This window comes from Butyricimonas paravirosa (genome assembly GCF_032878955.1).
Taxonomy (GTDB): Bacteria; Bacteroidota; Bacteroidia; order Bacteroidales; family Marinifilaceae; genus Butyricimonas; species Butyricimonas paravirosa.
Genome location: NZ_CP043839.1, coordinates 2583850 through 2606234 on the forward strand (window position 1 = coordinate 2583850; position 22385 = coordinate 2606234).

The 22385-nt window shown below is 37.3% G+C and carries 19 protein-coding genes; 2 read left to right on the forward strand and 17 right to left on the reverse strand.

Annotation, left to right across the window (positions count from 1 at the left end; genetic code table 11):
- Positions 1-75 precede the first annotated feature (75 nt).
- The 12 genes from F1644_RS10775 to F1644_RS10830 all read right to left on the reverse strand — a co-directional run bounded on the left by F1644_RS10775 (position 76) and on the right by F1644_RS10830 (position 14348).
- Positions 76-1239 (reverse strand): FecR family protein, encoded by a 1164-nt coding sequence (locus F1644_RS10775; protein WP_118303722.1) that lies wholly within the window; start codon positions 1237-1239, stop codon positions 76-78.
- A 57-nt stretch (positions 1240-1296) separates the two neighbouring features.
- Positions 1297-1875, reverse strand: a complete 579-nt coding sequence (locus tag F1644_RS10780; protein ID WP_118303720.1) for an RNA polymerase sigma factor — start codon at positions 1873-1875, stop codon at positions 1297-1299.
- Positions 1876-2011: 136 nt separating this feature from the next.
- Positions 2012-3349 carry a TlpA family protein disulfide reductase gene (locus F1644_RS10785; protein ID WP_087421348.1) on the reverse strand — a complete coding sequence of 446 codons (1338 nt, stop codon included), beginning with the start codon at positions 3347-3349 and terminating at the stop codon, positions 2012-2014.
- A gap of 26 nt (positions 3350-3375) precedes the next feature.
- Complete coding sequence (locus tag F1644_RS10790; RefSeq protein WP_087421864.1) at positions 3376-3900, reverse strand: TlpA family protein disulfide reductase; 525 nt, start codon at positions 3898-3900, stop codon at positions 3376-3378.
- A 5-nt stretch (positions 3901-3905) separates the two neighbouring features.
- Positions 3906-4991: a thioredoxin family protein gene (locus F1644_RS10795; RefSeq protein ID WP_087421863.1), complete on the reverse strand. Its 1086-nt coding sequence runs from the start codon at positions 4989-4991 to the stop codon at positions 3906-3908.
- 100 nt (positions 4992-5091) lie between these two features.
- A complete protein-coding gene (locus F1644_RS10800; protein ID WP_087421347.1) occupies positions 5092-6189 on the reverse strand; it encodes a thioredoxin family protein in 1098 nt (365 codons plus the stop codon).
- Positions 6190-6208: 19 nt separating this feature from the next.
- Positions 6209-6724 (reverse strand): DUF4843 domain-containing protein, encoded by a 516-nt coding sequence (locus F1644_RS10805; RefSeq protein ID WP_087421346.1) that lies wholly within the window; start codon positions 6722-6724, stop codon positions 6209-6211.
- Positions 6725-6737: 13 nt separating this feature from the next.
- Positions 6738-8162 carry a RagB/SusD family nutrient uptake outer membrane protein gene (locus F1644_RS10810; protein ID WP_168044287.1) on the reverse strand — a complete coding sequence of 475 codons (1425 nt, stop codon included), beginning with the start codon at positions 8160-8162 and terminating at the stop codon, positions 6738-6740.
- Positions 8163-8179: 17 nt separating this feature from the next.
- On the reverse strand, positions 8180-11446 hold the full coding sequence (locus F1644_RS10815; RefSeq protein ID WP_209279519.1) for a SusC/RagA family TonB-linked outer membrane protein: 3267 nt from the start codon (positions 11444-11446) through the stop codon (positions 8180-8182).
- 15 nt (positions 11447-11461) lie between these two features.
- Positions 11462-12370 (reverse strand): IS1595-like element ISBbi1 family transposase, encoded by a 909-nt coding sequence (locus F1644_RS10820; RefSeq protein WP_005807145.1) that lies wholly within the window; start codon positions 12368-12370, stop codon positions 11462-11464.
- 19 nt (positions 12371-12389) lie between these two features.
- On the reverse strand, positions 12390-12947 hold the full coding sequence (locus F1644_RS10825; protein WP_009135711.1) for an exonuclease domain-containing protein: 558 nt from the start codon (positions 12945-12947) through the stop codon (positions 12390-12392).
- Positions 12948-13181: 234 nt separating this feature from the next.
- Entirely contained in the window at positions 13182-14348 is a 1167-nt protein-coding gene (locus F1644_RS10830; protein ID WP_008651082.1) for a tetracycline-inactivating monooxygenase Tet(X2), read from the reverse strand.
- A 357-nt stretch (positions 14349-14705) separates the two neighbouring features.
- On the opposite strand from F1644_RS10830, the gene ere(D) reads away from it, so the two are divergent.
- Entirely contained in the window at positions 14706-15932 is a 1227-nt protein-coding gene (gene ere(D) / locus F1644_RS10835; protein ID WP_009040233.1) for an EreD family erythromycin esterase, read from the forward strand.
- A gap of 200 nt (positions 15933-16132) precedes the next feature.
- Here the strand turns inward: ere(D) and F1644_RS10840 are convergent, their stop codons facing one another.
- Positions 16133-16996 carry an aminoglycoside 6-adenylyltransferase AadS gene (locus F1644_RS10840; protein ID WP_003013318.1) on the reverse strand — a complete coding sequence of 288 codons (864 nt, stop codon included), beginning with the start codon at positions 16994-16996 and terminating at the stop codon, positions 16133-16135.
- A gap of 250 nt (positions 16997-17246) precedes the next feature.
- Between F1644_RS10840 and erm(F) the strand changes: the two genes are divergently transcribed.
- A complete protein-coding gene (gene erm(F) / locus F1644_RS10845) occupies positions 17247-18047 on the forward strand; it encodes a 23S rRNA (adenine(2058)-N(6))-methyltransferase Erm(F) (protein WP_004295323.1) in 801 nt (266 codons plus the stop codon).
- A gap of 202 nt (positions 18048-18249) precedes the next feature.
- Here the strand turns inward: erm(F) and F1644_RS10850 are convergent, their stop codons facing one another.
- The 4 genes from F1644_RS10850 to F1644_RS10865 all read right to left on the reverse strand — a co-directional run bounded on the left by F1644_RS10850 (position 18250) and on the right by F1644_RS10865 (position 22277).
- Positions 18250-19074: a class D beta-lactamase OXA-347 gene (locus F1644_RS10850; RefSeq protein WP_004295324.1), complete on the reverse strand. Its 825-nt coding sequence runs from the start codon at positions 19072-19074 to the stop codon at positions 18250-18252.
- Between the two features lie 220 nt (positions 19075-19294).
- Positions 19295-19840 carry a BRCT domain-containing protein gene (locus F1644_RS10855; protein WP_005807148.1) on the reverse strand — a complete coding sequence of 182 codons (546 nt, stop codon included), beginning with the start codon at positions 19838-19840 and terminating at the stop codon, positions 19295-19297.
- Positions 19841-19909: 69 nt separating this feature from the next.
- Entirely contained in the window at positions 19910-20818 is a 909-nt protein-coding gene (locus F1644_RS10860) for an IS1595-like element ISBbi1 family transposase (protein ID WP_057281936.1), read from the reverse strand.
- A 301-nt stretch (positions 20819-21119) separates the two neighbouring features.
- Positions 21120-22277, reverse strand: coding sequence for a FecR family protein (locus F1644_RS10865; protein ID WP_051465934.1), 1158 nt, complete (start codon positions 22275-22277; stop codon positions 21120-21122).
- Positions 22278-22385 lie beyond the last annotated feature (108 nt).

Sequence of the window (22385 nt, forward strand, 5' to 3'; positions counted from 1 at the left end):
TTAGCGACAGTATGTTTTCCTAGGACTCCTGTCGCTTACGGTTACAACGGGGGATGTACCACCATCCTCCGTTTTTTATTCTGTTACAATTATTGTTTTCTCTTTAATCGTAAAATGTACACCCACCATTTTACTAATCGCATTCAAAATAGTCTCTATATTCTCATACTTTTCCATATGTCCAGTGAAATGATACGTCTTTACCCTTTCATTACTATAAAATATATCCACATCATACCAACGGGATAAACGATTCAAGATACCTTCCAAACCCTCATCTTCAAATACAAAAAAACCCTCTTTCCAAGCCGTATAAGTCTTCACGTCCACGTCCCGAATCCCTTTGAATTCACCGTTATCTCCAAATTCGGCTAATTGAAAAGGTTTCATAATATACTCTTGCACCGAACCCCTTCCCCAAATCCCGACCTTACCCGACACCAAGGTTGTTTGAGTTCCCCCTATTCCATTCGTGTTCACGTTAAACTCGGTCCCGTACACTTTTACCCGAACGGCATCCGTTACCACGTAGAAAGGCCTGTTCATATCTTTCATCACCTCGAAATAAGCCTCCCCCGACAAATATACTTCCCGTCTCTTACTATCAAACTGCACCGGGTACTTCAATTTAGAGGCGGCATTTAGGTACACCCGCGTCCCGTCCGATAAAGTTATCGTGTACTCTCCGCCTCGGGGAGTCTTCAACGTATTATACTGCAATGTAGTCGTTTCTTTTTTCGTATCTTGATAAACAATACCTTTCTGTCCATTTTTCACAACAAAATTTTCTTGTACGCGAATATCCTCCTCTGCAGAAGGTAACAAGGTAATTGCCTTTCCTTGGGCCGTAATCAAAGTCGCTTTGTATCCTCCCGGAACAATTCCCGTTTTATGCATGGTCATCTGGGATTGTTCTTCCATATGCTCCTGTTGCAACCAGTAAATACCTAACAATAACGGCACGACTATAACCGCAGCATATTTCAAAACCTGCCAAACACGGAATTTCCCGCGCTTGGAACGAATATATTTCATGTAACTTTTTAACTCATGTTCCACTCTCTCTTCGGAAGGAATTGGCCCACTCGTCAAATTCCAAGCTTTCTTCAATTGATTAAAATAAACCTCGTTCTCCGGATCCGTTTCCATCCATCGAGCCAAAGCCTGAATTTCGTCCGGTGTTGCTATCCCGTCCAAAACTTTTAAAATCAATTCGTCTTTATCAGATTTTTGCATCATATCTTTATCCGTTATATCCTTATAACGACTAAAGACAAATTTACCCCTAGAGATTTTTCAAAAATTTTGAATAAAAATAAAGCACAACAACCATCCCAACTCTTTCCGTAAACGGACAAAAGCTGTAGTCATTTGTGCTTCAACAGTTTTCATGGATATATTTAATTGTTCGGCAATCTGTTTATTGGAAAGTCCATCCACTTTGCTCAACACGAATATCTCCCGGCATCGTTCCGGCAACTTATTTATAGCATCCTGTATCGCTCCCTTCAAATCCTCATCCAGCAAAGCTTGCTCTGCCTCGGGAGTCTCCACGACTTTCGAAAAATAAAAATCTAACAGTTCTTGATTAATATAGTTATTCTCCACTTTTTGATGCTTGATAGCATCAATACAACTATTATACACGGATCTATAAAGATAAGGTCGCACTTGAAATCCTCTTTTTATCTCCTTGCGACGTTCGTATAACCTACAAAAACATTCTTGCACTACATCATTTGCCAACTCCACATCTTTCAGGATTCGTCCCGCATAATTTAACAGAGGGCCATAATACATACGAAACACTTGGGTAAAAGCCTTTTCTCTCCCTTCCCGTAGTTCTGTAATTAATTGTTCCGAATTACCATCCATATTTATATGCCTCTCTACTAAATATTACTCCAATTCACCTCCTGCAAATATACAATAATCTATAAATAAACACGAGTTTCTTGAAAAAGGTTACCCCATTTTCAAGAAACTCGTGTTCAAATTCTCTCAAATATTCTTAAATACCCTCTAATCCTTTTAAAATCTCTCTTGTTTTGGGATCAGACGGACGCAACATATTAGCATTTATAAAATTACCATCCCGATCTATCAACAAAAAGTGGGGTATTCCATAACAACAAATCTCCTTCATGAATTTCCGATCATTTCCCATATGTAACTGAATACCTCCCAATTTTCTATTTTTTACAAACTTTTCCCAAACCTCCCGGCTCCGATCGCTGGATATACTCACAAAACAAATATTCCGCCCCTCAAACTGTTTTTCCAATTTTTTCAAATGAGGAATTTCCGCATTACACGGTCCACACCACGTAGCCCATATATCAATATACACATATTTTCCTTTAAAATCAGATAAACTCACTTCATCCCCTTTTACATCTCGAAAAGTAAACGGAATCCCCGGTTGCCCCTTACTCAACTTTTTATTTGTATTACATAACTCATCGTAAGCAGCAACAAGATTGGGCTGATGCACCCATTCCCTGAAAATAGGATCTATCTCTTCAATATTCTCCGTTCCAAGCCCCTTCACATATGACATAACATTCTTGTTAACAATATATTCCACCAACCTCCTATCCGTATAAGTCGAAACGGTTCTGTTCAATACATTCAGTAACACATCATGAAACTTATCTGGAGATTCTTCCAGCTTGGCTAAAGCATGCACTATCATGTCGATAGATTCTCTGTACCCGGGAATTTCCCATGAGGCAGAATCCTCTATTATAACCTTCTGCAACTCGCCATAAGAATCATCCAGCACATCCATTTTCCCGTCCTTCACATTTCCGGAAACGACACCAGATGCTAAATGGCGATTCCTCTCGTAACGAAGACGCTTTATTTCCTGTTTGACAAATTCAGGGTCCAAGTTAGCCGCATACAAATCTTCTTTTTGTTTATTTATCACCCGATCCAACTTCTTCCTAAATTCCCGGTTCGCTATCCGATAGTAATCTATGAAATAAATCTGCTCGCCATTCCGTTTGTTCAAATAACTATTCACATCTGCCCCCTTTCCCTCAAAACGCCATTGATTTCCTTGAAACCTTGCAACCCAAGGTTTCCCTGCTTTCAACCAAACTATATACGGAAACTCCCCTACCCATAAACGGGCATATTCCCCTCCTGACAATACAAGTGAAATTGATGCTTTTTGCAAAGAATCTCCAGACACGAACTTCAATGTTATCCGTTCATCTCTAAACTCCAAGTCTACTTTTCTCGTCTCACTCACGGGGTATAAGAATTCAAAAGTTGTCTTCTCTTTCTTATTACAAGCTCCCAGCATCACGATACAAACGAACACTATTAAAATATTCTTCATAATAACCCAATTAAGACATCCTATTTTTAAACAATTCCCTTCAATTCCTTTAAGATTTTCTCGAACTCTGAACTTGAAGGTTTAGGTAGTTTCAGGTTCATCACTCGTCCCTTCTTATCCAACAAAATCAAACGGGGAATCGCCTTTACCCGAAAAGCGATCATAGAAGATTCGTCTCCGGCAATCCACCACTGGTTCCCATTCATTTTCCCCCACCACAATTCATTCCGCCAACGTTGCTCCTCCGTGTCACAAGAAAGACTCACGAAAACAATCTTTTTATCCTTATACCGCTCAACACACCCTCGCAAAGCCAGATACTCTTGCTTGCAGGGATAACACCAAGATGCCCACACATCTATTACCACGTACTTTCCCTCGAACTGTTTCAACGACACCTTTTTCTTTGCTGTATCCTGAAATACAAATTCAGGAACCAAATCTCCCACCTTTAACTCACAGGTATCATGAACCGGCACAGATTCTACCCGAATCTGGCTCCATCCTGCTAACGAGTATAACATTAAAAATATGAACGACCACTTATTCATAACCATCATTTCATCAATACATCTGCTTTCATCTCACTCAAAGAGGCCTTCAATTCCCACATTTTCACCTGTTGAATCAACTGATCTGTTAAAACAATCAATTCCTTCTTCTGCTCCCCGGTCCACTTTTCCTTGAAATACATGATTGGCATAAAATACAAAGATGCGATCTTTTCATCCGGCACAAACGGGAATGCCCTCTTATAGGCTTTTAGCGCCATCCCTGTATCTCCCGTCATTATCCCCTTGATCAAATCGACATAGCCATACAAGTAATCCTGCCCTGTTAGATTATAGGTATCCAAAGTAGATTTCAGCTTATCCACCTCTTTCAATGTTATATTCTTATTCGCCCCCCGCAGGATACTTTCCAGTGGAAGAGCAAACAACGATCCAAGTTTTTTATCTACCTTCTCAACACCAACTCCTTGACGGAATTGCTCCACATGTTTCAAGAAATAAGTCAAATTCCCGGAGCCTACAGGCGATAATTGATAATCTTCATAAATAAACCAGTACGGTTCCATACACTTCTGCCAATCTTCCAAAGATGTCATTACGTCCAATGCTATATCCCTTGCTTTTCCCGCATTCCCAGAATCCATTAACACCTTGATATACTTCAACAAAAAATCCATTTTACGATTCCCCGCCAAATATTCTCCTTCAAAATTTACTACAGAATTATCGGTAAAGCTTGCATCTATTTTCTTAATAAATTCCTTCCCATCCAAAGCCGCTCCTACAATCCTAGCCTTTACCCCTCCATCTGACGTTAGTATCAAAAAAGTCGGATAAGAGGATACCTTGTATCGCTGTTGAATATTAAGGCCTTCACTTTTTTCCATATCAAATTTCACACATATAAACTTCCCGTTTATATATTCCCCTACTTCTTGTAATGGCAATATCTTTTCCGCCATCATTTTACATGGTCCACACCATGAAGTATAGCAATCCACCAAAACACATTTACCTTCAACACCTGCTTGATTTAAAGCCTCTTCAAACGTCAAGTCACGAAAAATAGTCTGGGCAGAAACATACATAAACCCAAATATACACCCCAATAACAATACGAACCCTTTCATAAAAACACACTCTATAAGTAATACTAAATACGCTAACATCATTATAAAAACTTTTCTTCCCTATGTCTAGGGAAGAAAAGTATAAAGCACGCACCAATTCTTAATTTTCTCCTAAATGAGGTATTCCAAAATCAGCAAAATTTTTCAGAGAATGTTTCAATTGCGACATCTCGACCTGATCTATTAATTGTTTTGTAAAAGCAACCAATTCTTTTTTTTGTTTATTATTCCACTTGTATTGCAACATCGTGAGAGGACTAAAATATAAATAAGCAATTTTTTCATCTGGCATTTTTGGGAATATATCCTTGCACAATCGAAGAGTCTCATCAGTATTTTCCTCCTTTATTGCCTTAATCAAAGCTATATAGTCATACAAATACTGTTGCCCTGTCAATTTATAAGTATCTAGCAACTTTCCTGCGGCTTCCACATCTGCCAGAGTTGCATTTTTATTCCGTCCCCGAAGAATATCTTCCAACTGGATGGCAAACAAATTTCCCAAAACAGAATCTACTTTCTCTACCCCCACGCCTTTTCTGAACTGCTCCACGTGTTTCAACAAATACATCATATTACCGGAACCAACCGGGGACAAATCCAAATTTTCATAGATAAACCAATACGGCTCAGAACATTTTTCCTCTTCATCCAGCGCAACTAACACATCTTGAGCGATTTTCCGTGCTTTCTCTAAATCACAAGACTGCACGAGTGCTTTGATATACCTCATCAGGAAATCCATATTCCGATTCCCATTTTCGTACTCCACACCTAACTTCCCGGCTGAATTTTCATCAAAAGCGATTTTAACTTTTGCCAAGAATTCGTCTCCTGTTGCCATACCCCCAACCACTGCATGTACCAAATTCCCATCTGTATCTAAAATTAAAAAAGTTGGATAAGCTGATACTCTGTATTTTTGCTGGATCGCCCGTCCTTCTCCTTTCTCCATATCGAACTTTACACAAACAAATTTCCCGTTCATGTATTCTCCAACTTCTTTCAATGGTAAAATCTTCTCTGCCATCATCTTACACGGCCCACACCAAGAAGTATAACAATCTACAAACACATACTTATTTTCCACTTTGGCCTGCTCTAATGCTTTTTCAAGCGTAAGCTCTTGAAAACTCGTCTGCGCAAACATGGATGTCATCACAAATATGCAACTTAACAATAATATTATTTTCTTCATTACGTTTCTTATTAACCTTTTAATAATTAGAATATGAATAACGTCCTTTTCTCAAAGTCAACTCTCCTAATTCAAAATCATTAGTTGGCACTAATTGAAAATTCAACGCAACACTTCCTTTAGTTTCCGCATCATACAGAATCACCACAGGTATATTCATATAAACAGAATCCGCAGGAATAATCATATGTCTTTGAATTTCCGGATCATCAAAAGCGACATAATTCACCCCCGGAACTGCAGTAATATAATTACTATCCGCCTTATTAATGTATGGTTCAAAACGTACTATCCGATCTTTTTTGGCCGGCATCCCAACCGCTTGTAATCTAAACCAAGCCGTATCCCGCAAGCGATTTGAATTCACATAAGGATAATTCAACGGAGCAGTTTTTCGATCGTTAGTATCTTTATTTATCAAATTACTATAATAAAATTGGATATAATCACCTTCCTCATAAAACTCCGGTTTCTCATAATGACAAGAAGCTACTCCTAAACAAAATAGGAATACAATAATAAATAACCTTTTCATAACTTCTAATTTTTTATTCACCTAAATATTCTTTTTCCGGAATAGGCAATATATATTGCTCCTCGCTACACTCACTTATTCCAAAAATCATATTTCTTACATTTAACCGTTTATATGTAAAGAAATTCTGCCCCTCTCCTATTAACTCTCGAATCCATTCTTTATACACTCGCCCCTGACGATCTATTTCTGTTAAAGGTACATATTCAAGACCACGAGCTGTACAAAATTCTTTATAAACTTCATTCGCTTCCGTCAAAGGAGCCTTCTCCATAATCATCAAATACATTTCTGACAAACGAATAATTGGAAAATTTTGTGCAGCTTTTGTCCCAGTATAAAAACATCTGTATTTTCTTAAAACATATCCATAAATCATTAATCCAGTTCTCTCATAAGTCCACAACTTTTTATAACGGAAATCAGACGTATTTCCATCAAATAAAGTCTGTACAAAAGTCGGATTGACATTTACAATCATCGCCCGTCCTGACTGCCAACCACCTTTACCATAATCATAAGTATCACATTTGGTGCCACAAATATGTTCACTATAACAAGTTCCATCCACCCACGAATTATCCGGAAAATCATCAACCTCATTTGTTAAACGAAACTTTTTAGAACCATCCGGGTTTGTCGCATCTTTCACTAGTCGAGCATACCTCAATGCTTCTTCAATATTCCCGTACCACAAATGAACCCTTGCCAGTAATCCTAACACACCATAATAATTCATCCGGCTTTTCCGATAAGGCCACACACTACTGGTCGTTTCTGTATCTTCAAAAGACATTTTCAACACCACATCCGACTTTCCTAATAATTCCTCAGCCCGTTTCAAGTCCTCGAATAATAATGTCATATATTTTTCATATGTAACATACTCATACCTATTAGCAGAATTTACGGTAACATAAGGCAAATAAGTTCTGTTAACATCAACCTTTGAAGGAACGGGTCCCCACAAACGAATCAAATCAAAATGAGCCAATGCACGGAGAGCATGAGCTTCCCCCACCCCAATATTATAAACGTCATCAGAAATTTTTTTCTTATTCAATTCAACCCCTTGAATCAAATCATTCATGGTAACTACAATCTTATAAAAACCTTGGAAAGAACTACTTAAAGAACTTTCCACCAAATCAGAATCGTAATCATGATTACTTAAATCATACTCTCGATTACCTTCACTTACAGTCCATGAACACGCTAATGATTCCGTCATACCTCCTCCTCCCATATAACCGGCCGGATTATATAATACCCCCCGCATATTCAGATATGTCCCATTTAACGCTTGTTTTATCCCGTCATTTGTAGCATACAAGTCTTCTGCCAATATTGACGTCGCCGGTTGTACCGTCAACCAATCATTGCAAGCACTACATCCTAACAATAATGCTATACTCAAACTATATATTTTTTTTCTCATCTTTTTAATTTTATGCATTAGAATGAACAAGAAATTGAAAAATTCGGGTTAATTGAAAATGGATAATCTATTCCCCTCTCCCGCTTGATTGTTGATAAATAAAATATATCACTTAAATAGGCACTCACCGACAAGGATTCCATCCCCAACTTTTGACACCATTTCCGAGGTATTAGATAAGAAACATTTATATTTGTACAACTAAACACGTTATCCTTATGTACAAACATACTATTGGGATACGTATACTGTCTCGAAGCATCTGATGTAACTTGATAAAGTTTATATCGAGATACATCTCCCGGTTTCTCCCAACCTTGAGACAATGCTCGTTTATCCACATTATACAACAAACTCAAGTTCTCTCCCTTAGTCAATTCTGTAAAATTAACCTGATACCCTCCCCACTTCACGCCAAATCCGACATTAAGCGAGAGACCCTTATAAGAAAATGAAGTACTGATATTCCCATTAAGTTTAGGTTGACGGTCTCCCAACCAAACAAGATCTTCTGAACTTTGTCTGAAAGTTATATTATTGTTCTTATCCAAAAACATTCGATAACCTGTTGACGGATCGACTCCAACAGAACGTAATCCGTAAATGGCATCCATAGAATGTCCTTCAATGTAACGATAATATTCACTTGCCCCACTCATGGTTTTCGAACTATATTTAACCTTCTCTTTAAAACCTTCCGATAATTGGACGATCGTGTTTACCTGGCGATTAAATCGTCCCGTAATACTCCAGTTTATATTTTTCACGGTATTACGAATAGGATAAAGCGTAACATTAAACTCGTATCCTTCATTCCGTATCTTCCCGATATTCCCTTTAAAATTCTCAAATCCATGAGAAATCGGTAAGAATATATCTTGCACGGCGTTATCCGTCAACTTATTATAATAATTAAACTGGAATGCAATGCGATTACTAAAGAAACCCATATCAAAACCGACATTGTGCTGATACGTATTCTGCCATTGTAAATATGGGTTAGCAAACCGTTCCATCTCAACCCCTACACCGGATAAATAAGTTTCGTTCACATTTTGCCTATACACCGTCATAGCATCTGCCGGACTAAATCCCATATTTCCAGATACGCCATAAGAGTAACGTACTCTCAAGTCACTAATCCACCCCACGTTTTCCTTGATAAAACGCTCATTATATATGTTCCATCCTCCCCCGAATGACCAAAAAGATCCCCAACGACTTTCCGACCCAAAAGATGAAGAACCATCCGTACTATACGAAATATCTAAAAAGTAACGCATATCATAATAATAATTCACGGAACCACGTAAAGATATTCTACGCATGGTAGTCTCTTCACCACTTGTACCCCAAGCATCCGGATATCCTAAAGACATTCCTATATTATCTATTTTATCCGTAAGAAATCCTGTGGCAGCCCAGCTTACTTCATCTTCTAAATCTTCCTGCATCTCTCCATTCAGATTTACGGTCAACATATGTTTTTCGTTGAAGGTGTTTGTATAATTCACTGTTAAAGCTGTTTGCCATACATCCGCAGTCTTATCTCTTCGATCATAACGTCCTTTCTGCTTTAATTCTTTATCTGCATACCATTTATGCGAAGGAGGTATAAAACTATCTTTACGAGAAATTTTCCTACTTAATCCCACGGAACCAACCACTTGAAAACCCGGACAAATCGTGTAACGAATCGAGGTATTACTCCGTAAAGAAGTATACTTGGAATCATTCCAACATCCAACCCTCCAATCATACAAAGGGTTATCTATAGGATCTTGATTTAACGGATGATAATAATAAGTTACAGGATCACCATTTTCATCGTAAGGGTTCCAATACCGATTCATTTGCACATAATCCGAAAAATTACCATAAACACTATTTTTAGATGTATTCACTCCAAGAGAAAACGATTGCATCACCATCCATTTTTCTGTCATATAATCCACCTCTAACGTTCCATTGACATTATTACGGTCAGATCCTTTCATAACCCCCACGGTTGAATCGTATGACAAATCAAAACGAAAACGCCAATCATCCGCCCCCCCCATAAAATTCAAACGATGAGTTTGCCCTATTCCCGTACGAACTGGTACCGACATCCAATCATAATTTTCCCCCTTGTCAACAGCATTTTTTAATTCTTGATAGGTATCTTCATATAAATCCCATACCCCATTCTTATGCTCAAATTCCAGTTTTTCTGCAGCCGTTGCTAAATTATAAGAACTCAAATCCGGACTCTCTATTTTTATTTGCCCATTATAAGAAATTCGCAATTTACCAGCTGCTGGACGAGTTGTCGTAATCACCACCACACCATTAGCACCCCTAGATCCATATAAAGATGTTGCACTTGCATCCTTCAAAATCGTGATATTTTCTACTTCATTCTCGTTCAAATCCATCACGCGTTCCAAATCGACCTCAAACCCATCCATTATAAACAACGGGTAATTCAATGTAGCCCGATTAGCATTCTGCAAATCTTCCACACTTGATAAGGTTGAAGCCCCACGCAACTGAATTTCAGGTAAATGATTCGGATCAGAGCCAGCATCATTATTTTGAATAATTCGAAAACTAGGATCAATGTTTGACAATGTCTGCAAAAGATTACGAGAATATTTTGCTTTTATTTCTTCTTTTGAAACAGCAGTTACCGCTCCCGTGAAACTCTCTTTCGGTTTATTAAAAATACCTGTCACCACCACCTCGTCTACCGTCTGTAAGTCTTCCTCCAACACGATCGCAAGAGACTTGTTATCATTTTTCACCGGAACCTCTTGCCGTTTATACCCTACGAAAGAAAAAATCAACATCAAATTATCCCGTTTAGGCAAATCAATATCAAATTCCCCTTTTACATTAGTTACAAATCCTAAAGTTGTTCCTTTTACCCGAATAGTCACCCCAGGAAGTAATTCTCCCTTCTTATCCTTCACAATTCCTTTCACCGTAAATTTAGAAAGCGTATCGACACTCGCTACCACAACATGCTGAATAACAATTGTATTATCAACTAATCTATAAGTGAGCCTAGTACCTTTTAAACACGCATCTAACACAACTTTAATATCAACATCTGTATATGCTAGATTCAAATTTCGAATACCAGCAACCTGATTATCACGAAATAAGAACGTGTAATCAGTCGTCCTTTCCAAAACTTTTACAACCTCTTCAAATGAAGCATTCTCCAAATGAAGGGAGACCCTTGCCTCTTGACTATACACACCTGCCGATAGCTGCAACGTTGATACGAATAAAAGCAATATCTGATTATCCGTTTATGCACCTGTTATATTCGCAATTACTAGTCTGTCAAAGAGTTTGTCTCCAAAATACCGTCTGTTTAATTTGTAAATAAACTCGTTGAGATACAACTGTAAGTATTTCCTTTTGATTTTATGGTAGTTGCCCAGCAATGTCCGTTTTGCATTACTGATTGCGATATGCACCCATTTGAGTGTTTCCTTGGTGGTTTTGGCGTCTGATTTCTCGGTGACGTGCAATTCCACCAGATCGGAGATGTCAACGTAAGAAGTGCTTTTGTCCGAAAATACGATGGCATCATCCTCCATGCAGTCCCTGACCACGCCGTTGATTCCTTCACTTTGATGGCTATCCAGTACCCTGGCCTTGAAATAACGCACATGCTTCTCCTTTTTGCCCGTTTCGATATCTTCCAACGGGGTGCTTTCGGCCATCACCGCAACGTTCTGCTTTCCCTCGGCTCCCCGGCCACGTGTACCCTTGCCTCGCTCGATTTCCTTACTGGCCACCGAAAAGTAACCCTCATCCAGTTCTATCATCCCTTCCAGTGTATACCTTGCATCCCGGTTGCCCATCGCCCTGCGGAGTTTGTGTACCATCGCCCATACCGGTTCGTAACGCTTCAATCCTAATTGCTTCTGGAGTTCGTTGGTGGAGAATCCCTTTTTTGTGCAACTCATCAGGAACATCGTTTTGTACCACACCAGAAACGGCAGCTTGGAGCTCTCCATGATCGTACCGCTGCGCAACGAGGTGCGGAAACGGCAACCTTTGCATTCATAACTCCATTTACCCTGTAACCAATAATGGGAAGTGCCCCCGCATCGCTTGCAGACAACCCCTTCCTTATCACGCTGCTCCTTGAAATGCAAACGACAATCTTCCTCCGAACCGAAATGAGCCGTAAAACTGAATATGTTCATAATCCCTGCTTTTTGAGCGCTAATATACTAAAAATATTAGGTGTGTTTGCGGAGAATCAGATAGATTTTTCAAAACACTCAAGTCCATACTCGCATTATGAAAAATTAATAAATTAGATGAAAGATATTTAGAAAGTTCGTCTTCCCATAATTCTTGAAAATTAAGGGAAAATTCTACATCTTCATATGAAATTCCGTGTATTGAAGTATGAGTTTTTAAAAACTTTTCTGATTTTGGTGGATTTATATAGTGTTTTGTCGAATAAACTATTGTGTCATTTTTCACGAAGCATAATCCGATTGCACAAGCACTTAATCTACTGTTATTTGCTGTCTCAAAGTCAATAGCAATAAAATCAAATTTATTTTCAAAGTACTCAGGGAATGTATGAGGATTTTTAAATTGATTGAATTTCAATTTTTGCAAAATCGCTTGTTCGTATTGAGGTTTTACTTTATAACCAACTTGTTTTGCTTTTTTTAGCCAAGGTTCAAGAATATAGTTTGGTGTATTTTCGATAAAATTATAGAATAGAAATTCATTGTTTGTTTCAGGATTTATTCCCGAAACTTCCATTTCAATTTGATTTTTTGGTTTAGGTTTAAAAAAGTTAAACATAGTTCATTTTGTATAATTCAGACGAGTTTTGGTGTAATATGGCATATAACGTTTGGCAAATTGGCGATGGAGCCGACTTTTAGCACAAATGTTGAATAGAATTACTAATCTTCAACATTGCACAAAAGTTCAATAGAAGTACTTCACCGGCTCTATTGCCAATTTGTTTGTTATGTGCCGTTTTATTCCATTTTATACATTTAACAATTGCTGAAACGTAAAGTCGGGTTTAAACATTTCAATTTCGTTTTGAGTTGATTCTTCTTGTGCTTCTTTGCCATAGATAAACATTTGCTGTTCATAATTTTTAACAGCCTCTTCAATGCTATTAAATTTTCCATCGGCTAGATTATCAGACAATATCAAGGCATCCACCAACCCACTATTTACTCCCTGCCCTGCAAAAGGCGGCATCAAATGTGCGGCATCCCCAATCATTGTTATGGGTAATGGGCGCTTGCTTTTCCAAGGCTTTTCTAAAGGAAATATCCGTGTAGCCAATCCTACAAATGACAACGTCGTATGAATCAATTCTTTGTAGCGTTCGTCCCAATCGGAAAATTCTTTCAGAAGAAAATCAACGACACTATTTCTGTTTTGAAAATCTACCTGCGTTTGGTTTTTCCATTCATCAGGTGTTTTAAAACTTATTCCAAAATGCAATGCACCATTATTATTGGGGTTAGCAAATAATAAATTACCTTGGTGAGATGCCATTAGCCGGTTTCCATTGCATAGCTGAAAAAATCCAGGACAGTTTATCTCTGGTTGATGAATATCGGCTTGTATATTGAAAGTACCTGTTTCTTCAACTTCCGTGTCGGTAACAAATTTTCTTACCTTGGACATCCCGCCATTGGCAAGAATAACCAAATCTGCTGTTTCACTCGGTTTATTCTCAAAAGTTAGTGTCCACTTCTTCTTACCAGGTTCAAGCATAACAAGTTTTCTATCCCAAATAACCGTGTCGTTTTCTAAACTATTCAACAAGATAGCCCTTAAGTCATTTCTGTTTATTTCAGGATTGTCAAATCGATTTTCGGGCTTTACATTTTTTGTGGATAAAATATTGCCTTTTTCATCAGCAATATTTACACCCATTGGTAAGGCTAAGTCATAATAAGTTTGTAACAATCCCGCTTTTTTCATTGCTTCCTGACCTGAACCTTTGTGTAGGTCAAGGGTTCCACCAAAAATTCTTGCCTCTCGGTCGTTGTCTCTTTCGTAAACTGAAACGTCTATGCCGTTTTGCTGTAATAATTTTGCCATAGTCAGTCCAACGGGTCCACCACCAATTATTGCAACGTTCTTATCACTAAGTAAATTCATTTGTTTGTCTGTATCTATTCGCATTGTCATTCAAAAATGGCACATAACGGGAAACGCATTGGCGAAGTGGCGGATAAATTGGACAAAAAGTTCAATTTAGCGAGAACGTAGCCGATGTGTTTCCACAGAGCTAACTTACAAATAAAAAGCGAATGTGGAACACATTCGGCGGAATAAAATGCAGAAACTTTCAATTTAGCACTTAACCTGCCATTTTGCCAATGCGATGTTATGTGAAGGAATTTTTAGTATCTTTGTATTCAAATAATTCACATTTTATGTATTTCAGCAAGCCTTGGTAATTAAAAATTAAAGTAAATTATTAAATCGTCTTTTTGAGACGGTTGCTATTTGGTACGTTAATTTTTAATTTAAAATAAGGTAATAATGAAAAATATAAAACCCTTAACTTTTCCGTTTAATTCGGAAAATAATACATCCATAAAACAAAGTCTTTTTCGATTTCGAGAATATTTTGATTCTTCTACAATTGTTGGTTTAGGCGAAAACGCACATTTCATAAAAGAGTTTTTTACATTCAGGCATCAAGTTATTGAGTTTTTAGTAACTGAATGTGATTTTGACACCTTGGCATTTGAGTTTGGTTTTTCTGAAGGATTAGAAGTTGATAAGTGGATAAAATCACAAATTCCATTCGACGATTTGGATAAGTTACTGTCACACTTTTATTATCCAAATGAGTTTAAAGATACTTTGCTATGGCTTCGTCGGTATAATCAAGACAATAATAATCAAATTACCTTTTTAGGTGTGGATATTCCTAAAAATGGAGGTTCTTATTTTCCAAACTTTCGTATTGTATCTGATTATTTGCAAAGACTTTCAATCGTTTCTTCTGATGTCTTACAGAAGATTTTAAATCTTGCTGAGAAATTTGATTTCTATTCGACTTCTCAGCTTGCGTTAAATTTATCGCTTTTTGATGAAGCTGAACATAATGAATTAAAAGCATTGCTATTAAAAGTTTACATTCGTTTGATTACTCTTCAACCAAAATTAGAAAGTTTAGAATTTCAATCGATAGTTCATCAAGTTAAAGGCTTGATTTATATGAATTATAATGCTGATGCTATGGAAAGTTTCATTACTGAAAGGGGAATTGAAGGAGATATGGGAGCAAAAGACCAGTATATGGCAGAAAGCATTGATTGGTTTTTGAAAAATTCACTTGGTAAAAAGATTATTTTGGTTGCCCACAATGCTCACATTCAAAAAACTCCGGTAGATTTTGATGGATTTATTAGTTGTTATCCAATGGGGCAAAGACTTTCGATGACTTTTGGAGAAAAATATAAAGCATTTGCAATAACTAATCTACGTGGAGAAACTGCGGCATTGTATCCTGATAATGATTATCAATTTGGCTTTAGGGTTGATAAATTTCCACTTGATTTTCCAGAGTCGGATTCTGTTGAATTTATTATGCAAGAATTTGGAGGAAAAGAATGCTGTTTACTAATGAACAGAAGTACGGAATTAAAAAATTGTAATAAGATTCGATTTGATTCGATGTGCCTAAAAACTGAAATAGAAGAAGCTTTTGACGGAATTTTTCTAATAGAAAAATCAACTGTTTCAGAAGTAGTGGATTGAGAATTTATAAATTTAATTTCGAAACGGCACTTTCTTTTTGGAGGTGCCGTTTTATTCTTTCACATAACGTGCCGCGTATTGGCGATGGGCGGGATTTTTAGCACTGAACTTTAATCGAAGAACAGAAGTTGAATTTTGCACTTCCGTTGATACGAAGCCGTTCAGCCCGCCTATTGCCAATACGATGTTGTACGACGTAGTTATGTTTTGGGTTTTAGTCCAGCTAAATATTTTCGTATGTCATTTTCTAATTTATCCGGGTATTTGTACTCTAATTTTTTTGACAATTCAGTTCCTATTTCTGAAACTAAATCAGTCATTGAAAATAGAGCAGTCCAATTTTCCTTTATATCGCTCCCTGAAAATGTTTGTTCTGTTTTAGCCCACATTTCCTGGTTAAGATACTTTTTGAAAAGCCGTCCATATTTATTGGTCGTTATGTTCCAATTGTGTTCACTTGCAATGTGCCATTCAATTAAAGGAATTAAATATTCTGTGCGAATAACGGTTTCCGACATAAATTTCGCATAGAATATTTCATCTCTCACAAGACACTTTGCCACGTAAGTTGTGTCCCACCAAAAATCGTTTATTAGATTTTGAAACTCTTTTTCAGACGGTTTTTTGATAATGGAAATTTGATAAGTTGGTTTCAGCATTTGCTTTGTAATACCATCTTTATCAATTAAAATTTTATAACCAATATCCCAATCTTCTGGTAATTCTTTCTCTTGCGTTTCCTTTATAAATTTTGATTTGCTGTAAAGTTTAAAATCTACTTTCACACCGTCTTCATAAAGTAGCATTTTCATTGCGTGTTTATGGTTAAAACAACTTTCGTCTTCTTCAATCATAGCAATTGGATTTCCGAATTTAAGCGTCCAGCTTTTGTCTGAAATGTAATTTGTATTATCCTCAAAAACAAATTCAATGTCTAAATCACTAAATTCGTCAACAAGTGCTAAAGGATTTACAAGTGAACTTGTCAGAAGAAGAACTCTTACATCTTCGTTTTTCTCCGACCATTCTATAATTGTTCTTAACTTTTCTTCTCTGACTTTCATTTTGTTTGGTTCGGTTTTACTATGTCGTACAACGGTTCTCAGCTATACGCAGGCAGGGATTTTAACCACTGAACTTCCTACGAAGAACTGAACTTTAAATTTACCACTTAACTGTCCTACGAAGCACGAAACCCCTGCTTGCGTATAGGTGATGTTATGCGGTCGGTTTTCATTTTCTCTTCTTTCTCGTTAATTTGTCAAGCAAAGTTACTAAATTTGCAGTCAAGTATTCACCTGTAAGAAGTTACTAATGACAAAAAAGAAATTGCCCGTTCGTTTTACGGGTCAGCACTTTACTATTGATAAAGTGCTAATAAAAGATGCAATAAGACAAGCAAATATAAGTAATCAGGATACGGTTTTAGATATTGGGGCAGGCAAGGGGTTTCTTACTGTTCATTTATTAAAAATCGCCAACAATGTTGTTGCTATTGAAAACGACACAGCTTTGGTTGAACATTTACGAAAATTATTTTCTGATGCCCGAAATGTTCAAGTTGTCGGTTGTGATTTTAGGAATTTTGCAGTTCCGAAATTTCCTTTCAAAGTGGTGTCAAATATTCCTTATGGCATTACTTCCGATATTTTCAAAATCCTGATGTTTGAGAGTCTTGGAAATTTTCTGGGAGGTTCCATTGTCCTTCAGTTAGAACCTACACAAAAGTTATTTTCGAGGAAGCTTTACAATCCATATACCGTTTTCTATCATACTTTTTTTGATTTGAAACTTGTCTATGAGGTAGGTCCTGAAAGTTTCTTTCCACCGCCAACTGTCAAATCAGCCCTGTTAAACATTAAAAGAAAACAGTTATTTTTTGATTTTAAGTTTAAAGCCAAATACTTAGCATTTATTTCCTGTCTGTTAGAGAAACCTGATTTATCTGTAAAAACAGCTTTAAAGTCGATTTTCAGGAAAAGTCAGGTCAGGTCAATTTCGGAAAAATTCGGTTTAAACCTTAATGCTCAAATTGTTTGTTTGTCTCCAAGTCAATGGGTAAACTGTTTTTTGGAAATGCTGGAAGTTGTCCCTGAAAAATTTCATCCTTCGTAGTTCAAAGTCGGGTGGTTGTCAAGATGATTTTTCTGGTTTGGTGTCGTCTTTTAAGCTGCCGCATAACGAAAAATGGTAGCCGTAGTTGCCGGATTTACAGCACTTTCGTATCAATTTAGCACTTCGGTTCGTTAAAAGCACCAAAGTATCAAGTTGGCACGAAAGCCGGCAATTATCGGCTACCATATGTTAGTGGCATTTATCATTTCATTATATTCATTTGCTTTAACGCATTTTTTGTTACATTAATTCTCGATGAAATAAAATCATCAACATTCAATCCGTCTGTCGGAATTACATTTGTTGCAAAAAAATAAACATTAGATTTTGTTTCAACATAACCAACAAACCAACCATTATATTTTTCTTCTATCGAACTTAATCCAGTCTTACCGCTTAAAATGTAATTTTCAGTTCGCTCAATTTCCATAATATTTTTGACAATCTTTATTGTCCTATCAGAAATTGGAAATTTTGAAAAATAGAATTTCCTTAAAAAGTCGATTTGTTGTTTTTGAGATATTTTTGAATTTCCTTCAAGCCAAAAATTGTCAATCGTTAAACTGTCAAAAATCATATTTTTATACTCAAATTTTTCTAAATATTCTTTCATTTTAATTGTTCCGATTTTCCTTGCAATTTCCTGATAGCAAGGAACACAGGAAATTCTAAAAGCATCTTTAAATGATAAATCTTTTTCCCAAATATCCATTTTTCTCTGCTCGCCATTCCATTTTAAAATAGTTGTATCATTTTCAATAATGCCTAATTCAACAGCAATTATAGAATTTGGAATTTTGAATGTTGATGCAGGTAATTTTCCGTTTTTAGCCCAATCAAAGTCATTTGAGTAAAAAGTATTCTTGTCGTTATCATAAATTAGAATTGAACCATTTACTTGAAAACTATCTAAAATTTTGTCAAAATCAGAAATTTCTGTTTCAATTATGTTTTTATTCGTTGTTGTGTTACAGCAAACAAATAAAAATATCATTGAAATAAAAACTACAAATAAAATATTTTTCATTTATTGTCTAATTATCGTTTGTTTTTGTTGCCACTAACGGGAAACGCATTGGCGAAGTGGCGGATAAATTGGACAAAAAGTTCAATTTAGCAGTGACGTAGCCGATGTGTTTCCACAGAAGCTAAATTATTAAAAAAAGCTGAATGTGGAACACATTCGGCGGAATAAAATGCACAAAAGTTGAGTTTGGCACTTAACCCGCCATTTTGCCAATGCGATGTTATATGCCGTATTTTTTGATAAGATAATTTAAGTCAGCTTCGTTTAAAATTCTAATGTTTGCTTTTTTTGATTGGTTTAAGTCGTTTATTTTTTGGATTTTTGACCAACCACAATCTTCACCTGCAAAAACAAAATCTACTTTACCTGTTATTCCTGATTTTATTTGTCCACCAATTTTCATTAGAAAAGTTTTTATTTCTTCTCTTTCTATTGAAAAGTTGCCCGTAATAACTATTCCTTTTCCTATTAAATCAATGTTTTCAAGTTCGTTTTGAGTTATTTGATAATTTGATAAATGCTCTTCATTTTCTTCTAAAACATCTTCACTTGGTTGATTGAAATAATTATTATTTGTTTTAGGCTGGTCATCAATTTTTCTTATTAGTTCTTGATAACTTGGATACTTGTCAGTCAATTCGCCAAATATTAAAGCACAAAGTTTTGCATCGAATTCTGGGTCGTGATGATTTGTTACTTCTAAGTCCAAACTCTCTGCTAAATCTTTTATTTTTTTAGGCATCCCAAGTTTATCTGCAAATAACATTGTGTCAATATAACTTATGACATATGGTTTTAAATTATAATGTTCATATAGATTTTTCTGATTATCCGTTTATGCACCTGTTATATTCGCAATTACTAGTCTGTCAAAGAGTTTGTCTCCAAAATACCGTCTGTTTAATTTGTAAATAAACTCGTTGAGATACAACTGTAAGTATTTCCTTTTGATTTTATGGTAGTTGCCCAGCAATGTCCGTTTTGCATTACTGATTGCGATATGCACCCATTTGAGTGTTTCCTTGGTGGTTTTGGCGTCTGATTTCTCGGTGACGTGCAATTCCACCAGATCGGAGATGTCAACGTAAGAAGTGCTTTTGTCCGAAAATACGATGGCATCATCCTCCATGCAGTCCCTGACCACGCCGTTGATTCCTTCACTTTGATGGCTATCCAGTACCCTGGCCTTGAAATAACGCACATGCTTCTCCTTTTTGCCCGTTTCGATATCTTCCAACGGGGTGCTTTCGGCCATCACCGCAACGTTCTGCTTTCCCTCGGCTCCCCGGCCACGTGTACCCTTGCCTCGCTCGATTTCCTTACTGGCCACCGAAAAGTAACCCTCATCCAGTTCTATCATCCCTTCCAGTGTATACCTTGCATCCCGGTTGCCCATCGCCCTGCGGAGTTTGTGTACCATCGCCCATACCGGTTCGTAACGCTTCAATCCTAATTGCTTCTGGAGTTCGTTGGTGGAGAATCCCTTTTTTGTGCAACTCATCAGGAACATCGTTTTGTACCACACCAGAAACGGCAGCTTGGAGCTCTCCATGTTCGTACCGCTGCGCAACGAGGTGCGGAAACGGCAACCTTTGCATTCATAACTCCATTTACCCTGTAACCAATAATGGGAAGTGCCCCCGCATCGCTTGCAGACAACCCCTTCCTTATCACGCTGCTCCTTGAAATGCAAACGACAATCTTCCTCCGAACCGAAATGAGCCGTAAAACTGAATATGTTCATAATCCCTGCTTTTTGAGCGCTAATATACTAAAAATATTAGGTGTGTTTGCGGAGAATCAGAAGCAATACTAAAAATTTCATAATTAAGCACGTTTTCCACAACCTTTCTCGCCAAGAAAGATCATGCATCCATTTTTTTTTCATACATTTGTCAATATTTAATGAAACAATTCCGGTTTTCCGGAGTTCGAAAGACGGGATACGGCCAATATCCTGTCTTTTTCATTTCTCTCTCGTAAGCCTTTTTTATCGCCTTACATCATGATGACACTTCAAAAAGAAAAAGGAGGTATATAAAACTCTATTTTTCTCGAATAAAAATATTATTTTCTCTAACCACAAATTCCGTGTTACCCGTCATCTCAAGCATTTCCACCACTTTGGAAAAATCATCATACCGTTTCATTTTTCCTGTAAATGTCACCTCCTTTTGAGAAATGTTCTCCCAAAATACATTCACATCATACCAACGGGCAACTACTTTCATGATCTCTTCCAATCGTTGTTTTTTAAAAGCAAAAACACCCTCTTTCCAAGCCGTGTACAAATAGGTATCCACTTCTCTCGTTTCAATCTGCCCTAATTTGTCCAGTATAGCTTGTTTGCCCGGTTCTAACACAACGGATTCTTTCCCGGCAGAAAACCGAACAACTCCTTGTACCAAAGTCGTCAAAACCTCATCCTCATCCGCATAAGCCCTCACATCAAAACTCGTCCCCAACACCCTTACCACCGAATTCTTCATCTCTACGATAAAAGGATGTTCCTTATTTTGTGTCACATCGAAATAAGCCTCCCCAGACAAATAAACCCGACGGTCTCTACCCACGAAGTTTACAGGATACCGAAGTTCTGACTCCGAATTCAAATACACAATGGTTCCATCGCTCAACGTAATTGAATACTCTCCCCCACGAGGAACCCGTAATATATTGTAACGTTCTTCCACAACGGACGAATCCCCTTGATAACTTACTCCTTGATTCTGGACAACAATACTTACCCCTTGCTGAACAAACAACGAATCGGTTACCCTTGAACTCAAAATCCGGGTTGTTCCATCCGCCAATACCAATTCGGCTTTCACTTCTCCATGTCGGATGACACTTGTCACCTGTTCCGGTACATCACCCAGCTTCTGCCTTGCTCCATACCACAAAACTACCGCCAATAACGGAAGAACGACTCCTGCCGCAATACTTACAATTCGATGAATTCGCCGTACTCTGGCATTACGTTTCCGTTTCTGAACTACGTTCATATAACCATTCACGATATCAACATTTGCTACTTCCCGGCTTTTTTGAACCATGTACTCGGCATTCATCACGCTTTCATACAACCGCTCATTCTCTGAACTTTCCTCTCGCCATTGCCGTAAAACATGCGCCTCCTCTTCAGAAAGCGTGCCCAAAAGAACCTTTGACAAAAGCGACGGAATCTCTTTATATGTTTTCATATTTCTTGTTTATATTAATTATGACACTTCAAAATCAAAAAGGAGGTATTACCATTTGAAATAAATTATCTTTCCCTCCAACCTCCCCTCCATATCCTCCCCCTTCCT